Annotated in this window: 18 protein-coding genes and 1 tRNA gene; 6 read left to right on the top strand and 13 right to left on the bottom strand. The window is 65.8% G+C overall.

Annotated features, from left to right (window positions below; genetic code table 11):
• Positions 1-177: 177 nt before the first annotated feature.
• The 7 genes from H261_RS23985 to H261_RS17680 form a co-directional block, all read right to left on the bottom strand.
• Positions 178-1,782 carry a site-specific integrase gene (locus H261_RS23985; protein WP_152426947.1) on the bottom strand — a complete coding sequence of 535 codons (1,605 nt, stop codon included), beginning with the start codon at positions 1,780-1,782 and terminating at the stop codon, positions 178-180.
• Between the two features lie 155 nt (positions 1,783-1,937).
• On the bottom strand, positions 1,938-3,092 hold the full coding sequence (locus tag H261_RS24545) for an NnrS family protein (RefSeq protein WP_008620196.1): 1,155 nt from the start codon (positions 3,090-3,092) through the stop codon (positions 1,938-1,940).
• On the bottom strand, positions 3,092-3,829 hold the full coding sequence (locus H261_RS24550) for an ABC transporter ATP-binding protein (RefSeq protein ID WP_008620198.1): 738 nt from the start codon (positions 3,827-3,829) through the stop codon (positions 3,092-3,094). Before H261_RS24550 ends, H261_RS24545 begins: the two co-directional genes overlap by 1 nt.
• Entirely contained in the window at positions 3,829-4,644 is an 816-nt protein-coding gene (locus H261_RS17665; protein ID WP_008620200.1) for an ABC transporter permease, read from the bottom strand. The genes H261_RS24550 and H261_RS17665 overlap by 1 nt, the downstream gene beginning before the upstream one ends.
• Position 4,645: 1 nt before the next feature.
• Positions 4,646-5,641: an ABC transporter substrate-binding protein gene (locus H261_RS17670; RefSeq protein ID WP_008620202.1), complete on the bottom strand. Its 996-nt coding sequence runs from the start codon at positions 5,639-5,641 to the stop codon at positions 4,646-4,648.
• A gap of 18 nt (positions 5,642-5,659) precedes the next feature.
• A complete protein-coding gene (locus tag H261_RS17675) occupies positions 5,660-7,297 on the bottom strand; it encodes a TonB-dependent receptor domain-containing protein (RefSeq protein WP_008620203.1) in 1,638 nt (545 codons plus the stop codon).
• On the bottom strand, positions 7,239-7,655 hold the full coding sequence (locus H261_RS17680) for a hypothetical protein (protein ID WP_008620205.1): 417 nt from the start codon (positions 7,653-7,655) through the stop codon (positions 7,239-7,241). The genes H261_RS17675 and H261_RS17680 overlap by 59 nt, the downstream gene beginning before the upstream one ends.
• Positions 7,656-7,876: 221 nt before the next feature.
• Between H261_RS17680 and H261_RS17685 the strand changes: the two genes are divergently transcribed.
• Positions 7,877-9,358: an ATP-binding protein gene (locus H261_RS17685; protein ID WP_008620207.1), complete on the top strand. Its 1,482-nt coding sequence runs from the start codon at positions 7,877-7,879 to the stop codon at positions 9,356-9,358.
• On the opposite strand, the gene H261_RS17690 is transcribed toward H261_RS17685, so the two are convergent.
• Together H261_RS17690 and H261_RS17695 are read right to left on the bottom strand one after the other, a co-directional pair.
• The gene (locus tag H261_RS17690) at positions 9,355-9,951 is read right to left on the bottom strand and encodes a GNAT family N-acetyltransferase (RefSeq protein ID WP_008620209.1); all 597 of its coding nucleotides are present in this window, start codon (positions 9,949-9,951) and stop codon (positions 9,355-9,357) included. The two genes, H261_RS17685 and H261_RS17690, sit on opposite strands and share 4 nt — an antisense overlap.
• On the bottom strand, positions 9,948-10,838 hold the full coding sequence (locus tag H261_RS17695) for an N-formylglutamate amidohydrolase (RefSeq protein ID WP_008620211.1): 891 nt from the start codon (positions 10,836-10,838) through the stop codon (positions 9,948-9,950). Before H261_RS17695 ends, H261_RS17690 begins: the two co-directional genes overlap by 4 nt.
• 181 nt (positions 10,839-11,019) lie before the next feature.
• Here H261_RS17695 and H261_RS17700 point away from each other — a divergent pair.
• From H261_RS17700 to H261_RS17710, 3 genes are all read left to right on the top strand, one after another.
• A tRNA-Val gene (locus H261_RS17700) sits at positions 11,020-11,094 on the top strand.
• A gap of 129 nt (positions 11,095-11,223) precedes the next feature.
• Positions 11,224-11,697 carry a hypothetical protein gene (locus H261_RS17705; protein WP_008620213.1) on the top strand — a complete coding sequence of 158 codons (474 nt, stop codon included), beginning with the start codon at positions 11,224-11,226 and terminating at the stop codon, positions 11,695-11,697.
• Positions 11,698-11,777: 80 nt separating this feature from the next.
• Complete coding sequence (locus tag H261_RS17710; RefSeq protein ID WP_008620216.1) at positions 11,778-12,008, top strand: TraR/DksA C4-type zinc finger protein; 231 nt, start codon at positions 11,778-11,780, stop codon at positions 12,006-12,008.
• 51 nt (positions 12,009-12,059) lie between these two features.
• Here the strand turns inward: H261_RS17710 and H261_RS25820 are convergent, their stop codons facing one another.
• The 4 genes from H261_RS25820 to H261_RS17725 all read right to left on the bottom strand — a co-directional run bounded on the left by H261_RS25820 (position 12,060) and on the right by H261_RS17725 (position 14,277).
• On the bottom strand, positions 12,060-12,233 hold the full coding sequence (locus H261_RS25820) for a hypothetical protein (RefSeq protein WP_008620218.1): 174 nt from the start codon (positions 12,231-12,233) through the stop codon (positions 12,060-12,062).
• Between the two features lie 67 nt (positions 12,234-12,300).
• On the bottom strand, positions 12,301-13,572 hold the full coding sequence (locus H261_RS17715; RefSeq protein WP_008620220.1) for an NAD(P)/FAD-dependent oxidoreductase: 1,272 nt from the start codon (positions 13,570-13,572) through the stop codon (positions 12,301-12,303).
• Positions 13,569-13,862 (bottom strand): c-type cytochrome, encoded by a 294-nt coding sequence (locus tag H261_RS17720; RefSeq protein ID WP_040476812.1) that lies wholly within the window; start codon positions 13,860-13,862, stop codon positions 13,569-13,571. The genes H261_RS17715 and H261_RS17720 overlap by 4 nt, the downstream gene beginning before the upstream one ends.
• Positions 13,863-13,908: 46 nt before the next feature.
• Entirely contained in the window at positions 13,909-14,277 is a 369-nt protein-coding gene (locus tag H261_RS17725; protein ID WP_008620222.1) for a rhodanese-like domain-containing protein, read from the bottom strand.
• A 201-nt stretch (positions 14,278-14,478) separates the two neighbouring features.
• On the opposite strand from H261_RS17725, the gene coxB reads away from it, so the two are divergent.
• Positions 14,479-15,321 (top strand): cytochrome c oxidase subunit II, encoded by an 843-nt coding sequence (gene coxB, locus H261_RS17730; RefSeq protein ID WP_008620224.1) that lies wholly within the window; start codon positions 14,479-14,481, stop codon positions 15,319-15,321.
• Entirely contained in the window at positions 15,318-16,907 is a 1,590-nt protein-coding gene (gene ctaD, locus H261_RS17735; protein WP_008620226.1) for a cytochrome c oxidase subunit I, read from the top strand. The genes coxB and ctaD overlap by 4 nt, the downstream gene beginning before the upstream one ends.

Genomic DNA, 16,907 nt, shown 5'->3' on the forward strand with positions numbered 1-16,907 from the left:
AGGTGATCCGTGGCAACGTCACCAAGTCAGTCGATGTACCCGACGATGATCCGATGACAAAGCGGGAAACCCTCGAATTGGTACGGGCCTATTTCACCATCACCGATCCCAAGGTCCGGGATCAGGTTCTGTCGATGGCGAAAGCTTTGGGTGGTGCCAAATAGTATGGTTAGATTATTACACGGGAAAAACTATTTTTTCGATCTCTTGCTTTAAATGGCTTACAGGTATCCCCTTCTTATAGCGTTCATCGGCCGACTTAGGCAAAGACCAACCACCCAAGGTCTTTAACATTGAATCCTCCATGACTAGCTCAGCCCGTTGGGCGAAATTATGCCGGAATGAATGCAATGTATGCTGTGGCGATTTTACTGGGGCCAAGATTTCGTCAATCTGACTTGCCAGAGACGTTAGATAGTTTCCGCTCTTGATTTTCGTTGCATCAAATACCTTCGACGTCCCCCCTGCCCTTCTGGATTCCACGTAATCAAGAAATCCACGCTCGATTGCCCGTGAGTGTATCGGGACAAATCGCGGCTTCTTATTTTTCACAGTTTTTGACAAGGCTATAAGATGGGACACCCGAACGCTTGGAGACACGTTGAAGCACCAAACCCCATCCTCTTGAACAACATCAGTTACATCAAGTTGTGCCAATTCGTTTCCACGCATCCCGTGATACAATGCGAGATACGGCAACCAGCCAACCCCATCAAAATTATATTTACAATTAAATAGTTTGATCAACTTTTCGTCCGGAAAAGCCTCCCGGATCGATTGATAGCCGCCGTCATTCAACTTAATTTTTTCTGCAGGATTCAATGGCACCCAACCATTCACTCTAAAAAACTCAAACACCGTCCCCATGTTTGTTAGATATTTGTTGATTGTTGAAATTTTCAAAACGCCAAGCCCCTGAATGGCATCAATCAAGTCATCTTCACCTATTTCATCTTTTTCAGATTCCAACTTTATTTCACCAACCTCCCTCCTGATAATCCTTGAAATATCCTCGTATGTCAGTCCAGAAAATGCAGAATTTTCCTTTGCATTGGCAGGCAAATACCGAATTATTTCGCGAACCCTAATAATATCATCGCGGTTGATGTAGGCAATATTTGTATTGCCCCCAAGAGTCTCCAAAATAACGTCGCAAATTGTGCTGTAATTTGTAATATTCGATGATGCTAATTCTTGCCGCTCAGGATTGCTTTTAAATTTTTCAATTGCGTCTTTTAGAGAGACAATTTTGGCAAGTGGGGCTGCCCTATCGGGATTTGAATCAATAAAATTTCCAGCCCCGATGATGGCGGGGTTGAAGTTTAAACCAACCATCATCTCCCGCACCGCCGAACGGGCCGCAGTAATGGCAAGATCATGGAACTTATTGCGTAGCTGAGGGGAAAGTTCAACGTATTGGGTTGCTTCGAAATTCGCGATCAAATCATCAACCGTACCGCCAATTTTCCCGGTTTTAATTTGGGCTGCAAGCCCGTCCAAGATGTCGTCAACCCCCATCTCGGAAACTCGACGCCTTGGTGGCTTGGTTCCTTTCCACGCCTCCTCAATGGCCTTTTCGATGGTTAGATGAATGCCTGTATAGCCGAGCAATGCACGAGATTGTTCGCTGGTACTAAGTGACTTTCGAACCCGTCGGCCAAGGGCCTTCCCCGCAAACACGACCTTACCCTGTATCTCTTTGTCAAAATCTCTCTCGTAATGATATATGCCACGAATCTTGACCAGATACGGTATTTTTCCGGTGCGGATTCCAGAGGCCACAGCAACTTCCCCCACATTTTCCCCCAGACTATCCCCTAATAAATGGCGGAAATCAATGGATTCAATGGGTTGCTTTTGCCATCACTTTCCTCCCAAAACTCAAGCCGCTGGGGCAACCCAGCGGCTCTCTTTTTGTTTCAATGGGGTAGGGCCGCCTATCCCGGCTGCCCGTCCACCCGGGGGGCGGTCAGCCAGGGCGCGAAGCGCCACAGCCAGAAGCCGAAAGCCGCCGACCACAGCAAGGCCGGAACCGTCACGCCCCACACTCCCATGGCCTCGGGGTCCAGGTGGGGCACCCCCACCCGCAGGGCGGCGGCCAGCCCGACCAGGGCGGGCGCCACCCATACGGCGCGCGGCAGGGGAAAGGGCCGCCCAGTGTGGCGCAGGGCGACGATGGACATCACCGCCAGCACGGTGGTCGCGGCGGCGCCCAGCCCCAGGGCGTGACGCATGGCCAGGGGATCGAGGGGAAGCCCCAGGATGGCCAGCCCCAATCCACCCAGCCCCACCACCATCCACAGATGGGCCATGTAGAACAGCATGACCTGGGGCCGCCGCAGGGCCGCCCCGTGGTGCATCTCGGTCATGCGGTCGGCCTGGGCGCAGGCGGCGGCCAGGGCCAGCCAGCCGGTGACCGGGCTGTGCGGCGCGGCCAGTTCGGCCACGGCCATCAGGCACAGGGTGGCGGCGGCCAGATGGCGGCGGCCGGGCGGCAGGCGGATGTCGGGCGGCTGGCCGACCTCGACCAAGGCCGAGCGGATGGTCACCGGCAGGATGCGCCCGGCGGCGACGGCGACCAGGACCAGGAACAGGTCGATGGCGGCGAACAGGATGCGGTCCGCCGCCACGGCGACGACGCCCAGCCGCTCCAGGTGGAAGGCGGCGTTGCCGGCGATCAGCGCCGCCAGCACCAGACAGAATTCCCAGGGACGCCGCTCCTTGCGTCCCAGGGCCGGCAGGGCGGTGGCCAGCAAGGCGGGCAGGAACCCCAGGTCCAGCAGCGCCACCAGCCAGGGCGGCAGCACGCCGTCCAGCCAGAAGCCGATCCGCCCGGCCAGCCACAGGGCGGCCATGGCCTTGAGCGCGCCGCCGGTGACCGGCCGGCAGCCGGTCCAGCTGGGCAGGGCGGTCAGCAGGAAGCCGGCCAGGGCGGCCGCCAGGAAGCCGAACACCTGTTCGTGGCCGTGCCAGGCGCCCATGGCGCCCCCCCCTGCCCCGCCCAGCCACAGCAGCGGCAGGGGTGCCACCGCGCCCATGGCCGCCAGCGGCAGGATCAGGAAGAACACCCGGAAACCATAGACCCACACCATCACGACAACTCCACCGCCAGCGCCTGGGCGGTGGCCGGGTCGGCCAGCAGGCGATTGACCATGCAATGAACGAAGCCGTCGTCGCGCTGGACGAAGGGCTCGGGAATATGATGCCGGGCCGCCACCCGCCCCGGCGACGGCGACAGCACCAGGATGCGGTCGGCCAGGCGCACCGCCTCGGCCAGATCGTGGGTGACCAGCAGGGCGGTGAGGTTCCGCTCCGCGATCAGGCGGCGGACCAGGGACTGCATCTGGCGGCGCAGCCCGACGTCGAGCGCGCTGAACGGCTCGTCCAGCAGCAGCAGGTCGGGCTCCACCGCCAGGGCGCGGGCCAGGGCGACGCGCTGGCGCATGCCGCCCGACAGTTCGTGGGGGAACTTGGCGCCATCGTCGGAGGCCAGCCCGACAATCTCCATCAGCCGGTCGGCCCGTTCCAGACGCTGGCGGCGGCCCACGCCCATGGCCTTCAGGCCGAAGGCGATGTTGTCGCGGGCGTCGCGCCAGGGCAACAGGCAGGGGTCCTGAAACACAAAGACCGGATGGCGGAAGCTGTGATCGATGGTCCCGGCGGCGGGAAGGAGCAGACCCCCGACCATGGACAGCACGGTGGTCTTGCCGCAGCCCGACGGCCCGAGCAGGCAGCCGACCTCGCCCTGGGGCAGCGAGAAGGACAGATCCTCGACCACTGTCTGGGGGCCGAACGAGTGGCTCAGCCCCCTGATCTCCAGACCCGGCATCAGAATCCTCCCGTGCCGGCGGCACCCGTGCCGGGCATCTCGCGGCGCCAGACCTGCAGGTGGCGGCGGACCGGCTCCAGCAGAAGATACTCGACCGCCAGCAGCAGGCCCACCACCGCCAGCACCCAGGCCATAGCCTTGACGGTGTCCACCTGGACGCGGGCCGAGGCGAGGCCGTCGCCGATGCCGCCGGCACCGCTCAGCAGCTCGGCCATGACGGTGACCTTCCACGACAGGGCCAGACCGGCCGCCAAGGCGGGAAACAGATAGGACAGCATGTGCGGCAGATAGACGTCCCACAGCAGGACCGGCGCCGGCACCCGGAAGGCCAGGGCCATGCGCCGCAGGCTGCCGTCCAGGGTCCGGACACCCTGGGCGGTCCCGGCGAAGACGATGGGGGCAGTGGTGATCAGGACGGTGAACATCACCGCCAGCCCGGTTCCCCCGAACCACAGCAGCGACAGCACCACCCAGGCGATGGCCGGAATGCCCAGCAGCAGGGTGGCGATGGGCTGCAGCAGGCGGCGCATCATGTCCGACGCCCCCGCCGCCGCCCCCAGCACGCCGCCGGCCAGGGTGGCGGCGAGAAAGCCGCCCAGCGCGTTGCGGCTGGTCTCCAGCACGGCGGGCAGCACCTTGCCCGCCTCGGACATGGTCCACAGGGCGGCGAAGGTGTCGCGGGGGGCGGGCAGCACCAGGGTGCCGTAGGCGCCGTGCCCGGCCTCCCACAGGGCGGTGAGCAGGAGGAGGCTGGCGCCGGCGCCCCAGCCTCCCCACACATAGTCGAGAATCCGCGCGGCGCGGCTCCGGCTCACCTCAGACTCCCCAGTAGAACCCGCCCTCGGGCAGCTTGCCGCCCAGGATGTCGGGGGACATCTCCAGCAGGTCGCCGAAGAACGCCTCCATCTCGGCGCGGGACTCGGCTGCCGAAACCACCCCCAGGCGGAAATGGGGCAGCGAGCGTTCGATGATCGGCCCCGGCAGGTCCAGGTAATCGGTGCCCAGCCGCCCGGCGCTGGCCGGGTTGTTGCCCACCCAGCGGGCGCTGGCGACGCAGGATTGGTGGATGGCGCGGACCAGTTCGGGCCGCTGCTGGATCAGTTCCTCCGAGACTCCCAGACCGGCCTGGGGAATCCCCGCCTTGCGGTTGTTGACCTTGCCGTAGATCTCGGTCAGGTCGAGGACGCGGTGGACACTGATGCCCGCCTGCATGCCGCGCATCTGGATGGCGGTGGCCATGGGCTCCTGCAGGATGGCGACGTCGGCCTTGCCGGCCAGGAACAGCTGGCCGGCCTCGGTCGGCGTGGCGACGTAGTTGAGGGTGACGTCCTTGTCGGCATTCATGCCCAGCTTGCGCAGGATCTGGCGGAACACCAGGTCGGGGGCATCGCCCCGGAAGGATTGCAAGATGGTGCGGCCGGCCAGATCCTCGATGCGGGTGATGGAGGGGTCGCGGCTCATGACGTAGAGCAGGCCCCAGGTCATGATGTTGAGCATGCGCACCGGGGCGCCCCGGTTCTTCAGGTTGGCGCAGGAATAGGCCGGGATGCCGAACACCTTCATCTCGCCCGACACCACGCCGGCGCGGACCTGATCGGGGGTCCGCCACAGCTTGAGACGGGCCTTGCCCACATGGCCGGCCAGGGCGTCGGATTCCACCATGTGGGCGAGAACCACGGACGGGGTGGCCGGCATGCCGGCGATGGTCAGGCTGTCCAGGAGCGGAGCGGCCCGGCCGGCGGAGGGAAGCAGGCCGGCGACGCCCAGGCCACCCAGGCCGCCCAGCACGGCGCGGCGCGAAAACTGATGCATGGTGAAATCCTTTTCGGCTCAGAAGGTGGCGACGGCGCGAGCGTAGAAGCTGCGGCCCGGCCCGTTGACGGAGGACGGATTGGCGTCGTCGGTGGCGTTGGCGGGCAGGTGCTCGGCATAGGTCTTGTCCAGCACGTTGTCGACGCCGAGCCGCAGGCCGACGGTGTCGTGGAACTGCACGCCGCCGTAAAGGTCGAACAGGGCGAAGCCGCCGCGGGTCGCCACGTCGTAGCCGCTGCCGGTCCTGGGATCGGAATCGGTGCGGCCCTGGGCGGCGACGGCGCGCAGCTTGGCGCCGGCGTTCCACGACCCGATATCGGCCAGGGTGTCCTGGTAATCCACCAGCCAGTTGCCCTCCAGGGGCGAGATGCCGTACAGCGCCCGGCCTTCCGAAGTGTTGTGGCCCCAGCGGTAGGACAGCACCAGCCGGGTCGACCAGTGGCGGGTCAGGTTGACCGCGAATTCGGCGTCGGCCCCGGCCAGACGGGCATCGACGTTGCGCCAGATGAAGGCGTTGTCGTTGAGCAATACCCCCGACTGCCCGTGGGCGCGGTCGCGGCTGATGAAGTCCTTGACCTCGTCCACGTAGCCCGACACCGACATCCGCCAGGAGCGGCTGGCCGCCCAGTCGTCGCCGCCCGGCCGCTTGCGGCCGTAATCGACCCAGTCGTCGCCCTTCAGCGCGGCGCCGGCCTCGGCACGGTAATGGGCTTCCGGCGCCATGTTGGGATTGCCGATCTGGCGGCTGGCGGTGCCGGCGACGGTGGCGTTGTTGACCGATGGCAGGGCGAAATAACGCTCGATGGTGTCGGCGGCCCGCATGATGCGGCCCACCGAGCCGGTCAGCGACAGGGAATCGCCCATCAGCTTCTGCTCGCCGTCCAGCTTGACGCTGAACAGGTGGTCGTCGCGCGACACCGACGAATTGCCGTAATACATGGCGTAGAGCTGCCGCGACGTGCTGGTGAAGGAACCGACCGTGGTGCTGGTGTCGGCCTTGGTGGCATCGGCGACCACGTAATCGTAGCGCAGGCCGAGATTGACGCTGGTCTGGGGAGCGGGCTTCCAGGCCAGATCGACGTTAGCCGAATTCTCCCACATCTCGACGCCCGGGAACTGGAAGCCCGACAGGGTGGTCAGCGCGGTGGCTGGGCCGCCGTAGCGCTCGGCGTCGTGCCAGATGCTCTTGGCCGACAGGGAAAGCCGCCCCAGCAGAGTGTCGGCCAGGGCGCTCTCGCCGCTCAGGGTGCCGCCGATCTCCTGGCGGTTGGGCCTGGCTTCGTTGCGGCTGGCCGTGGCGGTTTCCGGCCGGTGCTGGAAATTGTTGGCGGCGCGCTGCAGTTCCGAGAAGCGGACCTCCGCCTTCAGCTTGTCGACCACCCCCAGGGGGCGCGCCGTCTCCACCGAGGCGACGCCGAGCGTCCGTTCGGTCCGCACCGGGTCGGCGCCGTAGCCTTCCGACAGGGTGACGCCGCTTTGGGAGACGGTCGCCGCCAGGGGCAGCTTGTGGTCGTCGATCAGGTCGTGGACCACCATCAGCCGCATCGACGAGTCGCCGTTGGGGCGATAGGCCATGGCGATCTGCTCGGTATGGCGGTCATAGCCGGTCCGCACCTTGGCGCCGTTGCCGTCCTCGTACTGGCCGGCCTTTTCCACCGACCTGGACCATGCCGAGGGAATGGGCCAGGGTTCCCTGGGCGAAATGCTCCATGGCGTTGCCGCCGCTGCCGTAGCCGGTGCCCAGCTTGATGGGCGCCGCCGCCCCCATCACCGAGGCCAATACGCCCGGTCCCGGACGCACCTTGTCGCGGCGGTAGGCCATCTCGGCCGGCGCCCATCCCAGGTCCCACATGGGCAGGATGGGAAACGGGCCGGGAGCGGCGTGCTGGGTCAGGACCGGCACCACTGGATTGGCGGAAAGCGCCGGCCCGGCCGGCGCGGCCTCCTGCCCCCAGGCGGGAGACGACATGGTGAAGGCGGCGGAAAGAAGCGCTACGGAACGGCGGCGGGTCATCGGAACATCTCCGGGAGATGATTATGAAAATCACTCTCACACGACCATTGGTGAGATTAAGACTCACTCGCATTGACGATGGTCAAGCACCCCATCCACGGTTCCCGGAATTCATCCCCGCCTTGAGGGCTGGGCGCGCCACCCGTATCTCTGGTATATATCCATAGAGCTAGCCCCCATTGGCCTGCCACGACCGACAGTCACGTTTGAAGAGCCCCGGATTGAACCCTCTCGGACGACAAGACGCCAGGCCCCTGGGACGGCGCATCATCCTCTACACCATCGTCTTCAGTTCGGTGATCACCCTGATCATCAGCGTGCTGCAGCTGACCAACGAATTCACCGACCGGCATTCGGCGGTGAAGCGGCAACTGGATAATCTGGAGATCCTGCTGCCCTCCATTTCCGAAAGCGTGTGGACCTTCAACGAACCCCAGATCAGTCTGGCGCTGCAGGCGCTGACCAGCATGCCGCACTTCCAGGAGGCGCGCATCGTCACTCCGGAAGGCCGGACATGGTTGCAGAGAAACGCGAACTCGTCCCATTCCATCAGCCGGAGCTTCCCCCTGGAGCGCGAGACCACCACCGGCCGCGTGATCCTGGGGACATTGGAAGTGGTCGCCAGCATCGACGCCATCTACGTGGCGGTCCTCACCCTGACCGCCGAGATTCTCTTCGGCAACGCAGTGAAGACCTTCCTGGTCGCCGGGTTCATGGGCTGGCTGCTCCACGTGCTGGTGACCAGCCGCCTGCCTCCGCTGAAGCGCGAGGTCGAGGCGGTACTGGAGGATCTGGGCCAGCCCCCCGCCCCCGACGGCGTCTCGAGCGGCGACGAACTGGATTCCCTCAAGGACAGCGTCTCGCACATGGCCGTCCGCCTGAAGGACGCCATCGGCAGCATGAAGATGGCCGAGGCCGGCCTGCAGACCGCCAACGAGGAACTGGACGCCCGGGTGCGGGAAAAGACCGCAGAACTGGAGGAAAGCAAGAAGAAGGCCGAGGATGCCGCCGAGGCGGTCCTCCGCTCCATGGGCGAGCAGCGGAATTTTCTCTCCATGGTCTCCCACGAATTCCGCGGCCCGCTCTCCACCATCGCCGGGGCCGCCCAGCTGATCGCCATCTACGGCCGCGGCAATGGCGAACTGGACGAGGAACTCGCCAAGATCAACCGCGCCATGGCGCGGATGTCGAACCTGATCAACGAGTATCTCAACGAGGAGCGGTTGGATTCATCGGCCAGCCCCCTGGATGCCGCGCGCTTCGACCTGGGCGCGCTGGTGGAGGAATCCTGCGCGGCGGACCAGTTCTCCGCCGGATCGCGGCCCCTGGATATCCGCGTGGAAAAGGACGTCTTCGTGGTCGGCGACAGCAACCTGATCGGCATCGCCATTTCCAACGTCATCGACAATGCGCTGAAGTTTTCCCCTCCCGATAGCCCGGTCACCGTGACGGTCGGCCGCAGACCCGGCCACGCCGAGCTCACCATCCGCGACCGCGGCCCGGGCATCCCGGCCGGCGAACGCGACAAGATTTTCGAGAAATACTACCGCTCCATCAAAACCGACCGGGTGTGCGGCGTCGGGCTCGGCCTCTATCTGGTCAAGCGGATCGTCGACATGCATGGCGGCACCGTCGCCGTCGAAAGCCCCCCGGCCGACCACGGCACGGCCTTCACCCTGCGGCTGCCCCTGGCGGCGGATTAGGGAAGTTCGGGATCGGCGGCCGACAGCAGCGGCGGCGCCGTGGCGCCGTCGGGCAGCGGCCGGTCGTCGCCGCCCAAGGTGCGGTGCATGATCACCACGTCCACCCAGCGGCCGAATTTCAGGCCGACGCCGCGCAGCACCCCTTCCTGGCCGAAGCCCAGCGCCCGGTGCACGGCGATGGAGCCCTGGTTGGCGGAATCGCCGATCACCGCGATCATCTGGCGGTAGCCCAGCGCCGTGCAGCGCTCGATCAGGGCGGCGAGCAGGGCGCGGCCGATCCCCCGGCGCACCACGAACGGCGCCACGTAGATGGAATCCTCCACCGTGTAGCGATAGGCCGAGCGCTGGCGGAACGGGCCGGCATAGGTGTAGCCCAGCACCTCGCCCTCCTCCACCGCCACCAGGAACGGCAGGCCGCGCGCCGCCACGGCGGCGCGGCGGGCCTGCATCTCCTCGGCGGAAGGCACCTCCTCCTCGAACGAGGCGGCGGTGCGCGACACGTAGAAGGCATAGATGGAGTGCACCGCCGCCATGTCGTCGTCGGTGGCCTCGCGGATTTCCACGGAAAGCGGAGCGCTGCTGGGACGGCTCATGCCCGGCCGAACTCCCGGGCCGCCGCCGCCAGGGCTGCCGCCACCTTTTCCAGGTCGGCCTTCACCCGCTCGAAATCGGGGCCGTGGCAATGATGGGCCTCGTCCATATACAGGGCGCGGTTGATCTCGATCTGCAGGGCGTGGCTGCCCTGGCGCGGCTGGCCGTAATGCCGGGTGGTGAAGCCGCCGGCATAGGGCGCGTTGCGCACCACGCGGTAGCCCAGCCGGGCGAAGACATCCTCGGCCACCTGGGTGAACAGCGGCGAGCAGGCGGCGGCGAAGCAGTCGCCCAGCACCACGTCGACCCGGCTTAAGCCCGAATCCCGGTCCATGGGACCGCCCACCGAGGGCATGGAGTGACAATCCACCAGCAGCGACCAGCCGAAGGCCTGGCGGGTGGCGTCGACCAGGCCCTGCAGCCGGCGGTGATAGGGGCGGTAGCACCGTGCGATGCGGCTCTCGGCCTCGGCCACCGGCAGGCGGCCGGCATAGATCTCGGCGCCGCTGGCCACCACCCGGGCGATGGTCCCCAGCCCGGCCAGCACGCGGGGGCTGCGGGTGTTGGCGTACTCGGGCAGCGCGCCGGAGAACATGGCGGGGTCCAGTTCGTAGGGCTCGCGGTTGGGATCGCAATAGGCCCGGGGGAACAAGGCGGCGATCAGCGGCGCCCCCAGGCCGACCACGCCGGCATACAGCTCGTCCACGAAGCTGTCCTCGGAACGGCGCAGCATGCGGGCGTCCAACCGCGACTGCGCCACGAACTCGGAGGGATAGTCGCGGCCCGAATGGGGAGAGGCGAAAACGAGCGGCACCGTTTGCCGGGGCGGCTCGAACACCCTCAGCACGGCGGCGTCGTGGTTCATGATCTCGGCGGGCATGATATCCATGGCTTGCCCGCCCTTCTTAGCAAATCGCCCGGCTCGTGTCATACCCCGCTCGCGGAAAGCTGCCGGTTTAGTCCTGATTCATTTTCCATTGTGCAGGCATTTCAGAAGGGCTTGCAATGCCGGAAGAAGGACGCTAAAAGATCGCCCTCGGCCGGACCCGACCAGCGGGGCGGACGAAAAAGGGCGGTTAGCTCAGCGGTAGAGCACTGTGTTGACATCGCAGGGGTCACAAGTTCAATCCTTGTACCGCCCACCATCGAAGGCCCCAGGGGAAACCTGGGGCCTTCGTCCTTTTCCGGTCTCCGCTCCGCCATCAACCTTGCCTTAAGCAATCCCTGGCATGATGTGATTCTTAGTATCACCCGACAGAAGGCGGGGAAACATCATGGCCACCACGTCCGCAGCCCACTCCAAAGCGTTCATCGCCACCCCCGCCCGCCCGCCGTCGAGCGGCGGCAAGGTCAAGCTGCTGGCCCTGGCCGGCATCGTCGCCGTGGTGGCGGCCATGGGAGCCGCCGCTCTGATGATGCGGCCCCAGACCTTGAGCGGAAATGTGGCGGCGACGCCGGAAGCCTTCGCCGAGCAGATGGAGGCCGCCGCCCATGCCGGCGGAGGCCCCGTTCCCCACGTCTTCGGCGGCACCATCCGTACCGAGCGCAACGGCAGCATGCTGGCCCTGGTGGCCGACAAGGTTCCGCCCACCGCCTGCGTATCGGTGGGCTGGAAGCTGGTGCGCAAGGGATTGCTGTCCATCAACGGCACCATGCCGCTCCGCGTCTCGGCGGCCAAACTGGCGGATCTGTGCAGCCAGGAGGACGGCGGCGCCGTGCTCACCTGGATTCCCAAACCGGCACAATAGGCATCCATCATAGATATTGATTAGCCCCGCGCCTCCTGCCACCATATGGCGGGTTGGGCAACTCTTAAGGAGAGTGGGGAATGGACGATATCGATCTGGCCGCCGAACGCACCGACATGCTGAACGCCGCCGCCATCCAGGCGGTCCTGGAGCGGACGGAATCCGTGCTGTCCACCGGCATCTGCCGCGCCTGCAACGAAGAGATCGAGGCCGAGCGCCTTGCCGCCAATCCCTACGCCAAGCATTGCCGCGACTGCGCCGACGAGGCCGAGACCCGCGCCCGCATGGCGCGGCGCTGCGGACCGCGCTGAGCGGATCGGAAGGGATTGGCCCGCCCCCGAGAGGGGACGGGCCGGTTCATGTCACAGGACCAGCAGGGTGCTGCCGCCGTCCTTCTCGATTTCCCACAGATAGCCGAGGGAATCGAGGGCCCGCTCCCGCGACATCAGGGAGTGGGCTTCGGGTGCGGCGATGATCGCCCAGACCCGGTCCCGGATTGCCGCCAGTTTCTCGCGGCGCGCAGCCTTCTGGCCCATGGTCGTTCACTCCTCCGTGGAAGCGACTACATGCCCAGCATATACAGCTTATCCTTAACGGAAGGTATCATGCCCCCCAGGCATCGGCGCAGATGCCGGCATACCAGCCGGCGGCGTATTCGGCCTCGGCCTTGTGGACATGGGGGTCGGCGCCCAGCGGGCTGATGCCGCCCGCCCCCGCCACCCCGGCCCGGCGGCCGCCGGCCACCTCGTAGACTCCCGCCACCGAAACAGCGTAGTCGGGGGCCAGCAGGCTGTAGCAGACGTTGATGGCCTTGGCCGTGGCGAAGTCCCGTCCGGCCAGCGAGGCCGCCACCGCCGCCGCCGCGATCTTGGCCTGATTGTTGGCCGAGGAGGCGGATTTGGGCATCTCGCCGGCCATGCAGGCATCGCCGATCACATGGATTCCCGGCATCCGGCGGGATTCGAAGGTCGCCGGGTCCACCGGACAGAAGCCGCCGGCATCGGCCAGCCCCGCCGCCACCGCGACGCGTCCGGCGGATTGGGGGGGAATGATGTTGGCGAGCGCCGGGGTGAAGCGGTCGAAATCGGTTTCCACCCAGCCCTCGGCGGCGTTGACCCGCACCACCCGTCCGTTGCCGGCCCCCGACACCCATTCCACCATGTCGCCGTACAGCGCCGCCCAGCCTTCCTGGAACAGCGCCTGCTTGGAGAAGGAATCCTTGGCATCGAGGATCAGCACCTTGCAGCCCCGGCGGGTCCGGGACAGATGCCAGGCGATCAGCCCGGCCCGCTCGTAGGGGCCGGGGGGACAGCGGAAAGGATTGCCCGGCACGGCGATCACCACCACGCCGCCGTCCTCCACCGCCTCGAGCCGGCGGCGCAGCAGGGCGGTCTGCCCGCCGGCCTTCCAGGCATGGGGCATGACCGCGGCGGCGGCCTCGTCATAGCCCTCGATCTCGTTCCACAGCAGATCGATGCCGGGCGAGACGATCAGCCGGTCATAGGCGATCCACCCGCCGCCCAGCAGGCGCACCCGCCGCGCGTCGCCCTCGATGGCCGCGACGCTGTCGCGCACCACCTCGACGCCGAACCGCGAGCGTAGTTGATCGTAGCCGTGCTCCAGCCGCGACAGCGGCCCCAGCCCGCCGACCACCGCGTTGGAGCCCGGACAGGTGACGTGGAGGTGGTGGGGCTCGACCAGGATGATGCGCAGGTCGGGTATGGCCCGGCGCAGGGAGCGGGCCGCCGTCGCCCCGCCGAAGCCGCCGCCGACGATCACCACCGAGGCCGCCTTCGCCCCCGCCGACAGGCAAGGCGCCGCCAACAGGGCCGCTCCGCCGCCCAGCAGTGCCCGCCGGGTGAGAGACAGGATCACGGCGCCCCCTTCCGGCCCAGCTCGCCGGCGATGGCGCCCAGTTCCTCGCGCGAGTAGCCCCGCGCGATGCGGTCCATGATGCTGGCGGGCCGCGATCCGTCGCGGAAGGCCAGCAGCACCCGCAGGATATCCCCCGCCGGACGCCCGGCCAGGGACGGAAGGGGGGAATGGATTTCGGGGGAATGGCAGACGGTGCAGGTTTCGGCCATCAGCCGCGCCTGTCCATCGGCCCGCGCCGGAGACGCGGCGGCCAACACCATCACGGCCATGAAAACGGCAAGACTGCGCACGGCGGCCCCCTTGGAGGGGCCATTCTAGCCTGACGGCAGGCGCCTGTCAGCGTCCGGGAACGGTGGGGCCGCCAGCGGCCTTCCAGCCGAGAATGCCGCCCTGCATGCGGTTGATCTCGCCGTCCCAGCCGGCGGCCAGCAGCTTGGCCGTGGCGGTACCGCAGCGCACGCCGCTGCGGCAATGGATCACCAGCCGCTTGCCTTCCTCGGGCCTGGGCATGCGGGCCGGGTCGAAGGTGGAGAGCGGCAGGTTGATGGAACCGGCGATGGCCTCGGCGGCGTATTCGTCGGACTCGCGCACGTCCACCAGGACGATGGAGCCCGCCTCCCACCACTGGCGGATCTGCGCCGGCTCGACCACATGAACCTTATCGCTGGCCGGCGACGGGGAAAGACCGAAAAGCCGCGAAAGCATGTTGGACACCCCATTTTATCAGATGATGCGAATGTAGGACCTCCGCCATAAGTTTCAAGTCCAAACCACCTTTTTTGCCGGAGGGTCTTGGAATGGGGTTATGGAAGCCCCACTAATTAGAATGACTTTCAGGCGCAGTATTTCATCCGCGAGTGGGAAAATTTGCTGCGGATGGGATGACGGCAGGGAGGGATATTCGACATGAACAGGTCCATTCTGGCCCTAACAGCGGCGGCTGCATTCATCGGCCTGGCACCGGTGGCCCTGGCCGGCGAGCCGCAACCCTGGGCTTTCTCGTTCCAGCACGGGGTCTCCCCCACCATGGAACGCATCGCGTCACTGGCCACCTTCATCAACGGCGTGATCGTCGTCATCACCTTGCTGGTCTCCGGGCTGCTGCTCTATGCCTGCACCCGTTTCCGGGCCGACCGCAATCCCAAGCCGGCCACCTGGTCGCACAACACGCCGCTGGAGATCGTGTGGACCGCCATACCGGCGGTGATCCTGCTGCTGATCGCCATTCCGTCGTTCCGGCTGCTCTATTTCATGGACAAGGTCCAGGACGCCGACATGACCCTGAAGATCGTCGGCCATCAGTGGTACTGGAGCTACGAATATCCCGACCACGACGTCAGGTTCGACAGCAACATGGTGCAGGCCGAGGATCTGAAGCCCGGCCAGCCCCGCCTGCTGACCGCCGACAACGCCCTGGTGGTGCCGGTGGGAGTGCCCATCCGGCTGCAGATGACCGCCGACGACGTGATTCATTCCTGGTCGGTTCCCGCCTTCGGGGTCAAGACCGACACGGTGCCCGGCCGTCTCAACGAGACCTGGGTCCAGGTGGACAAGCCCGGCGACTATCACGGCCAATGCTCGCAGCTGTGCGGCGTCAACCACGGCTTCATGCCCATCCACGTCAAGGCGGTCCCCAAGGAGGAATTCACCGCCTGGCTCGCCCAGGCCAAGACGAAATTCGCCCGCATCGACGGCACTCGTCCGGGGACGTCCGTCGCCCTTGCCACCAGAGGGGAGGACCGGCCATGAGCATCGCCGCAGCACATGACCACGGCCACGCCCAGCCCCACGGCTGGCGGCGCTGGCTTTATTCCACCAACCACAAGGACATCGGCACGCTGTACCTGATCTTCTCGGTGATCGCCGGCCTGCTGGGCGGCGCCATGAGCGTGGTCATCCGCATGCAGCTGGCTCAGCCCAACGGCGCCCTGTTCGGCGGCGACTGGCACATGTACAACGTGTTCGTCACCGCCCACGCGCTGACCATGGTGTTCTTCACGGTGATGCCCGCCCTGATCGGCGGCTTCGGCAACTGGTTCGTGCCGCTGATGATCGGCGCGCCGGACATGGCCTTTCCCCGGCTGAACAACATCAGCTTCTGGCTGCTGCCCCCCGCCTTCGTGATGATGCTGCTGTCCATGGTCGAAGGGGCCGGAGCCGGCACCGGCTGGACGCTGTATCCGCCGCTGTCGACCACCTATCACCCCGACGCGTCGGTGGATTTCGCCATCCTGGGCCTGCACCTGGCCGGCATCAGTTCGGTACTGGGCGCCATCAACTTCATCTGCACCATCCTCAACATGCGGGCGCCGGGCATGACCATGCACCGCATGCCGCTGTTCGTCTGGGCCATGCTGGTCACCGCCTTCCTGCTGCTGCTGTCCATTCCGGTGCTGGCCGGGGCGCTGACCATGCTGCTCACCGACCGCAATTTCGGCACCACCTTCTTCGCGCCGGCCGGCGGCGGCGACCCGCTGCTCTACCAACACCTGTTCTGGTTCTTCGGCCACCCCGAAGTCTACATCATGATCCTGCCGGCCTTCGGCATCATCAGCCACATCATCTCCACCTTCTCCAGGAAGCCGGTGTTCGGCTATCTCGGCATGGCCTACGCCATGGTCTCCATCGGCTTCGTCGGCTTCGTGGTCTGGGCGCACCACATGTTCACCACGGGTCTGAACGTGGACACCAGGGCCTATTTCACCGCCGCCACCCTGGTCATCGCGGTGCCCACCGGCATCAAGGTGTTCAGCTGGATCGCCACCATGTGGGGCGGCTCCATCACCTTCCGCGTCCCCATGATGTGGGCGGTGGGCTTCGTCTTCCTGTTCACCATGGGCGGCGTCACCGGCGTGGTGCTGGCCAACAATCCGGTGGATGTGGCGCTGCACGACACCTATTACGTGGTGGCCCATTTCCACTACGTGCTGAGCCTGGGCGCGGTGTTCGCCATCTTCGCCGGCTTCTACTACTGGATCGGCAAGATGAGCGGCCACCAGTATCCCGAGACCCTGGGCAAGATCCACTTCTGGCTGACCTTCGTCGGCGTCAACGTCGCGTTCTTCCCGCAGCATTTCCTGGGCGCCCAGGGCATGCCGCGCCGGGTTCCCGACTATCCCGACGCCTTCGCCGGGTGGAATCTGGTATCGTCGGTGGGCGCCTACGTCGCCTTCGCCGGCACGGTGTTCTTCCTGGTGGTGGTGTGGCGCACCTTCACCGCCGGCAAGGCGGTGGAAGCCAATCCCTGGGGATCGGGCGCCACCACCCTGGAATGGTCGGTCAGTTCGCCGCCGCCGCTGCACAGCTTCGACGAACTGCCCCATTTGGCGGAGTAA

The sequence above is a fragment of the Paramagnetospirillum caucaseum genome (assembly GCF_000342045.1).
Classification (GTDB): domain Bacteria; phylum Pseudomonadota; class Alphaproteobacteria; order Rhodospirillales; family Magnetospirillaceae; genus Phaeospirillum; species Phaeospirillum caucaseum.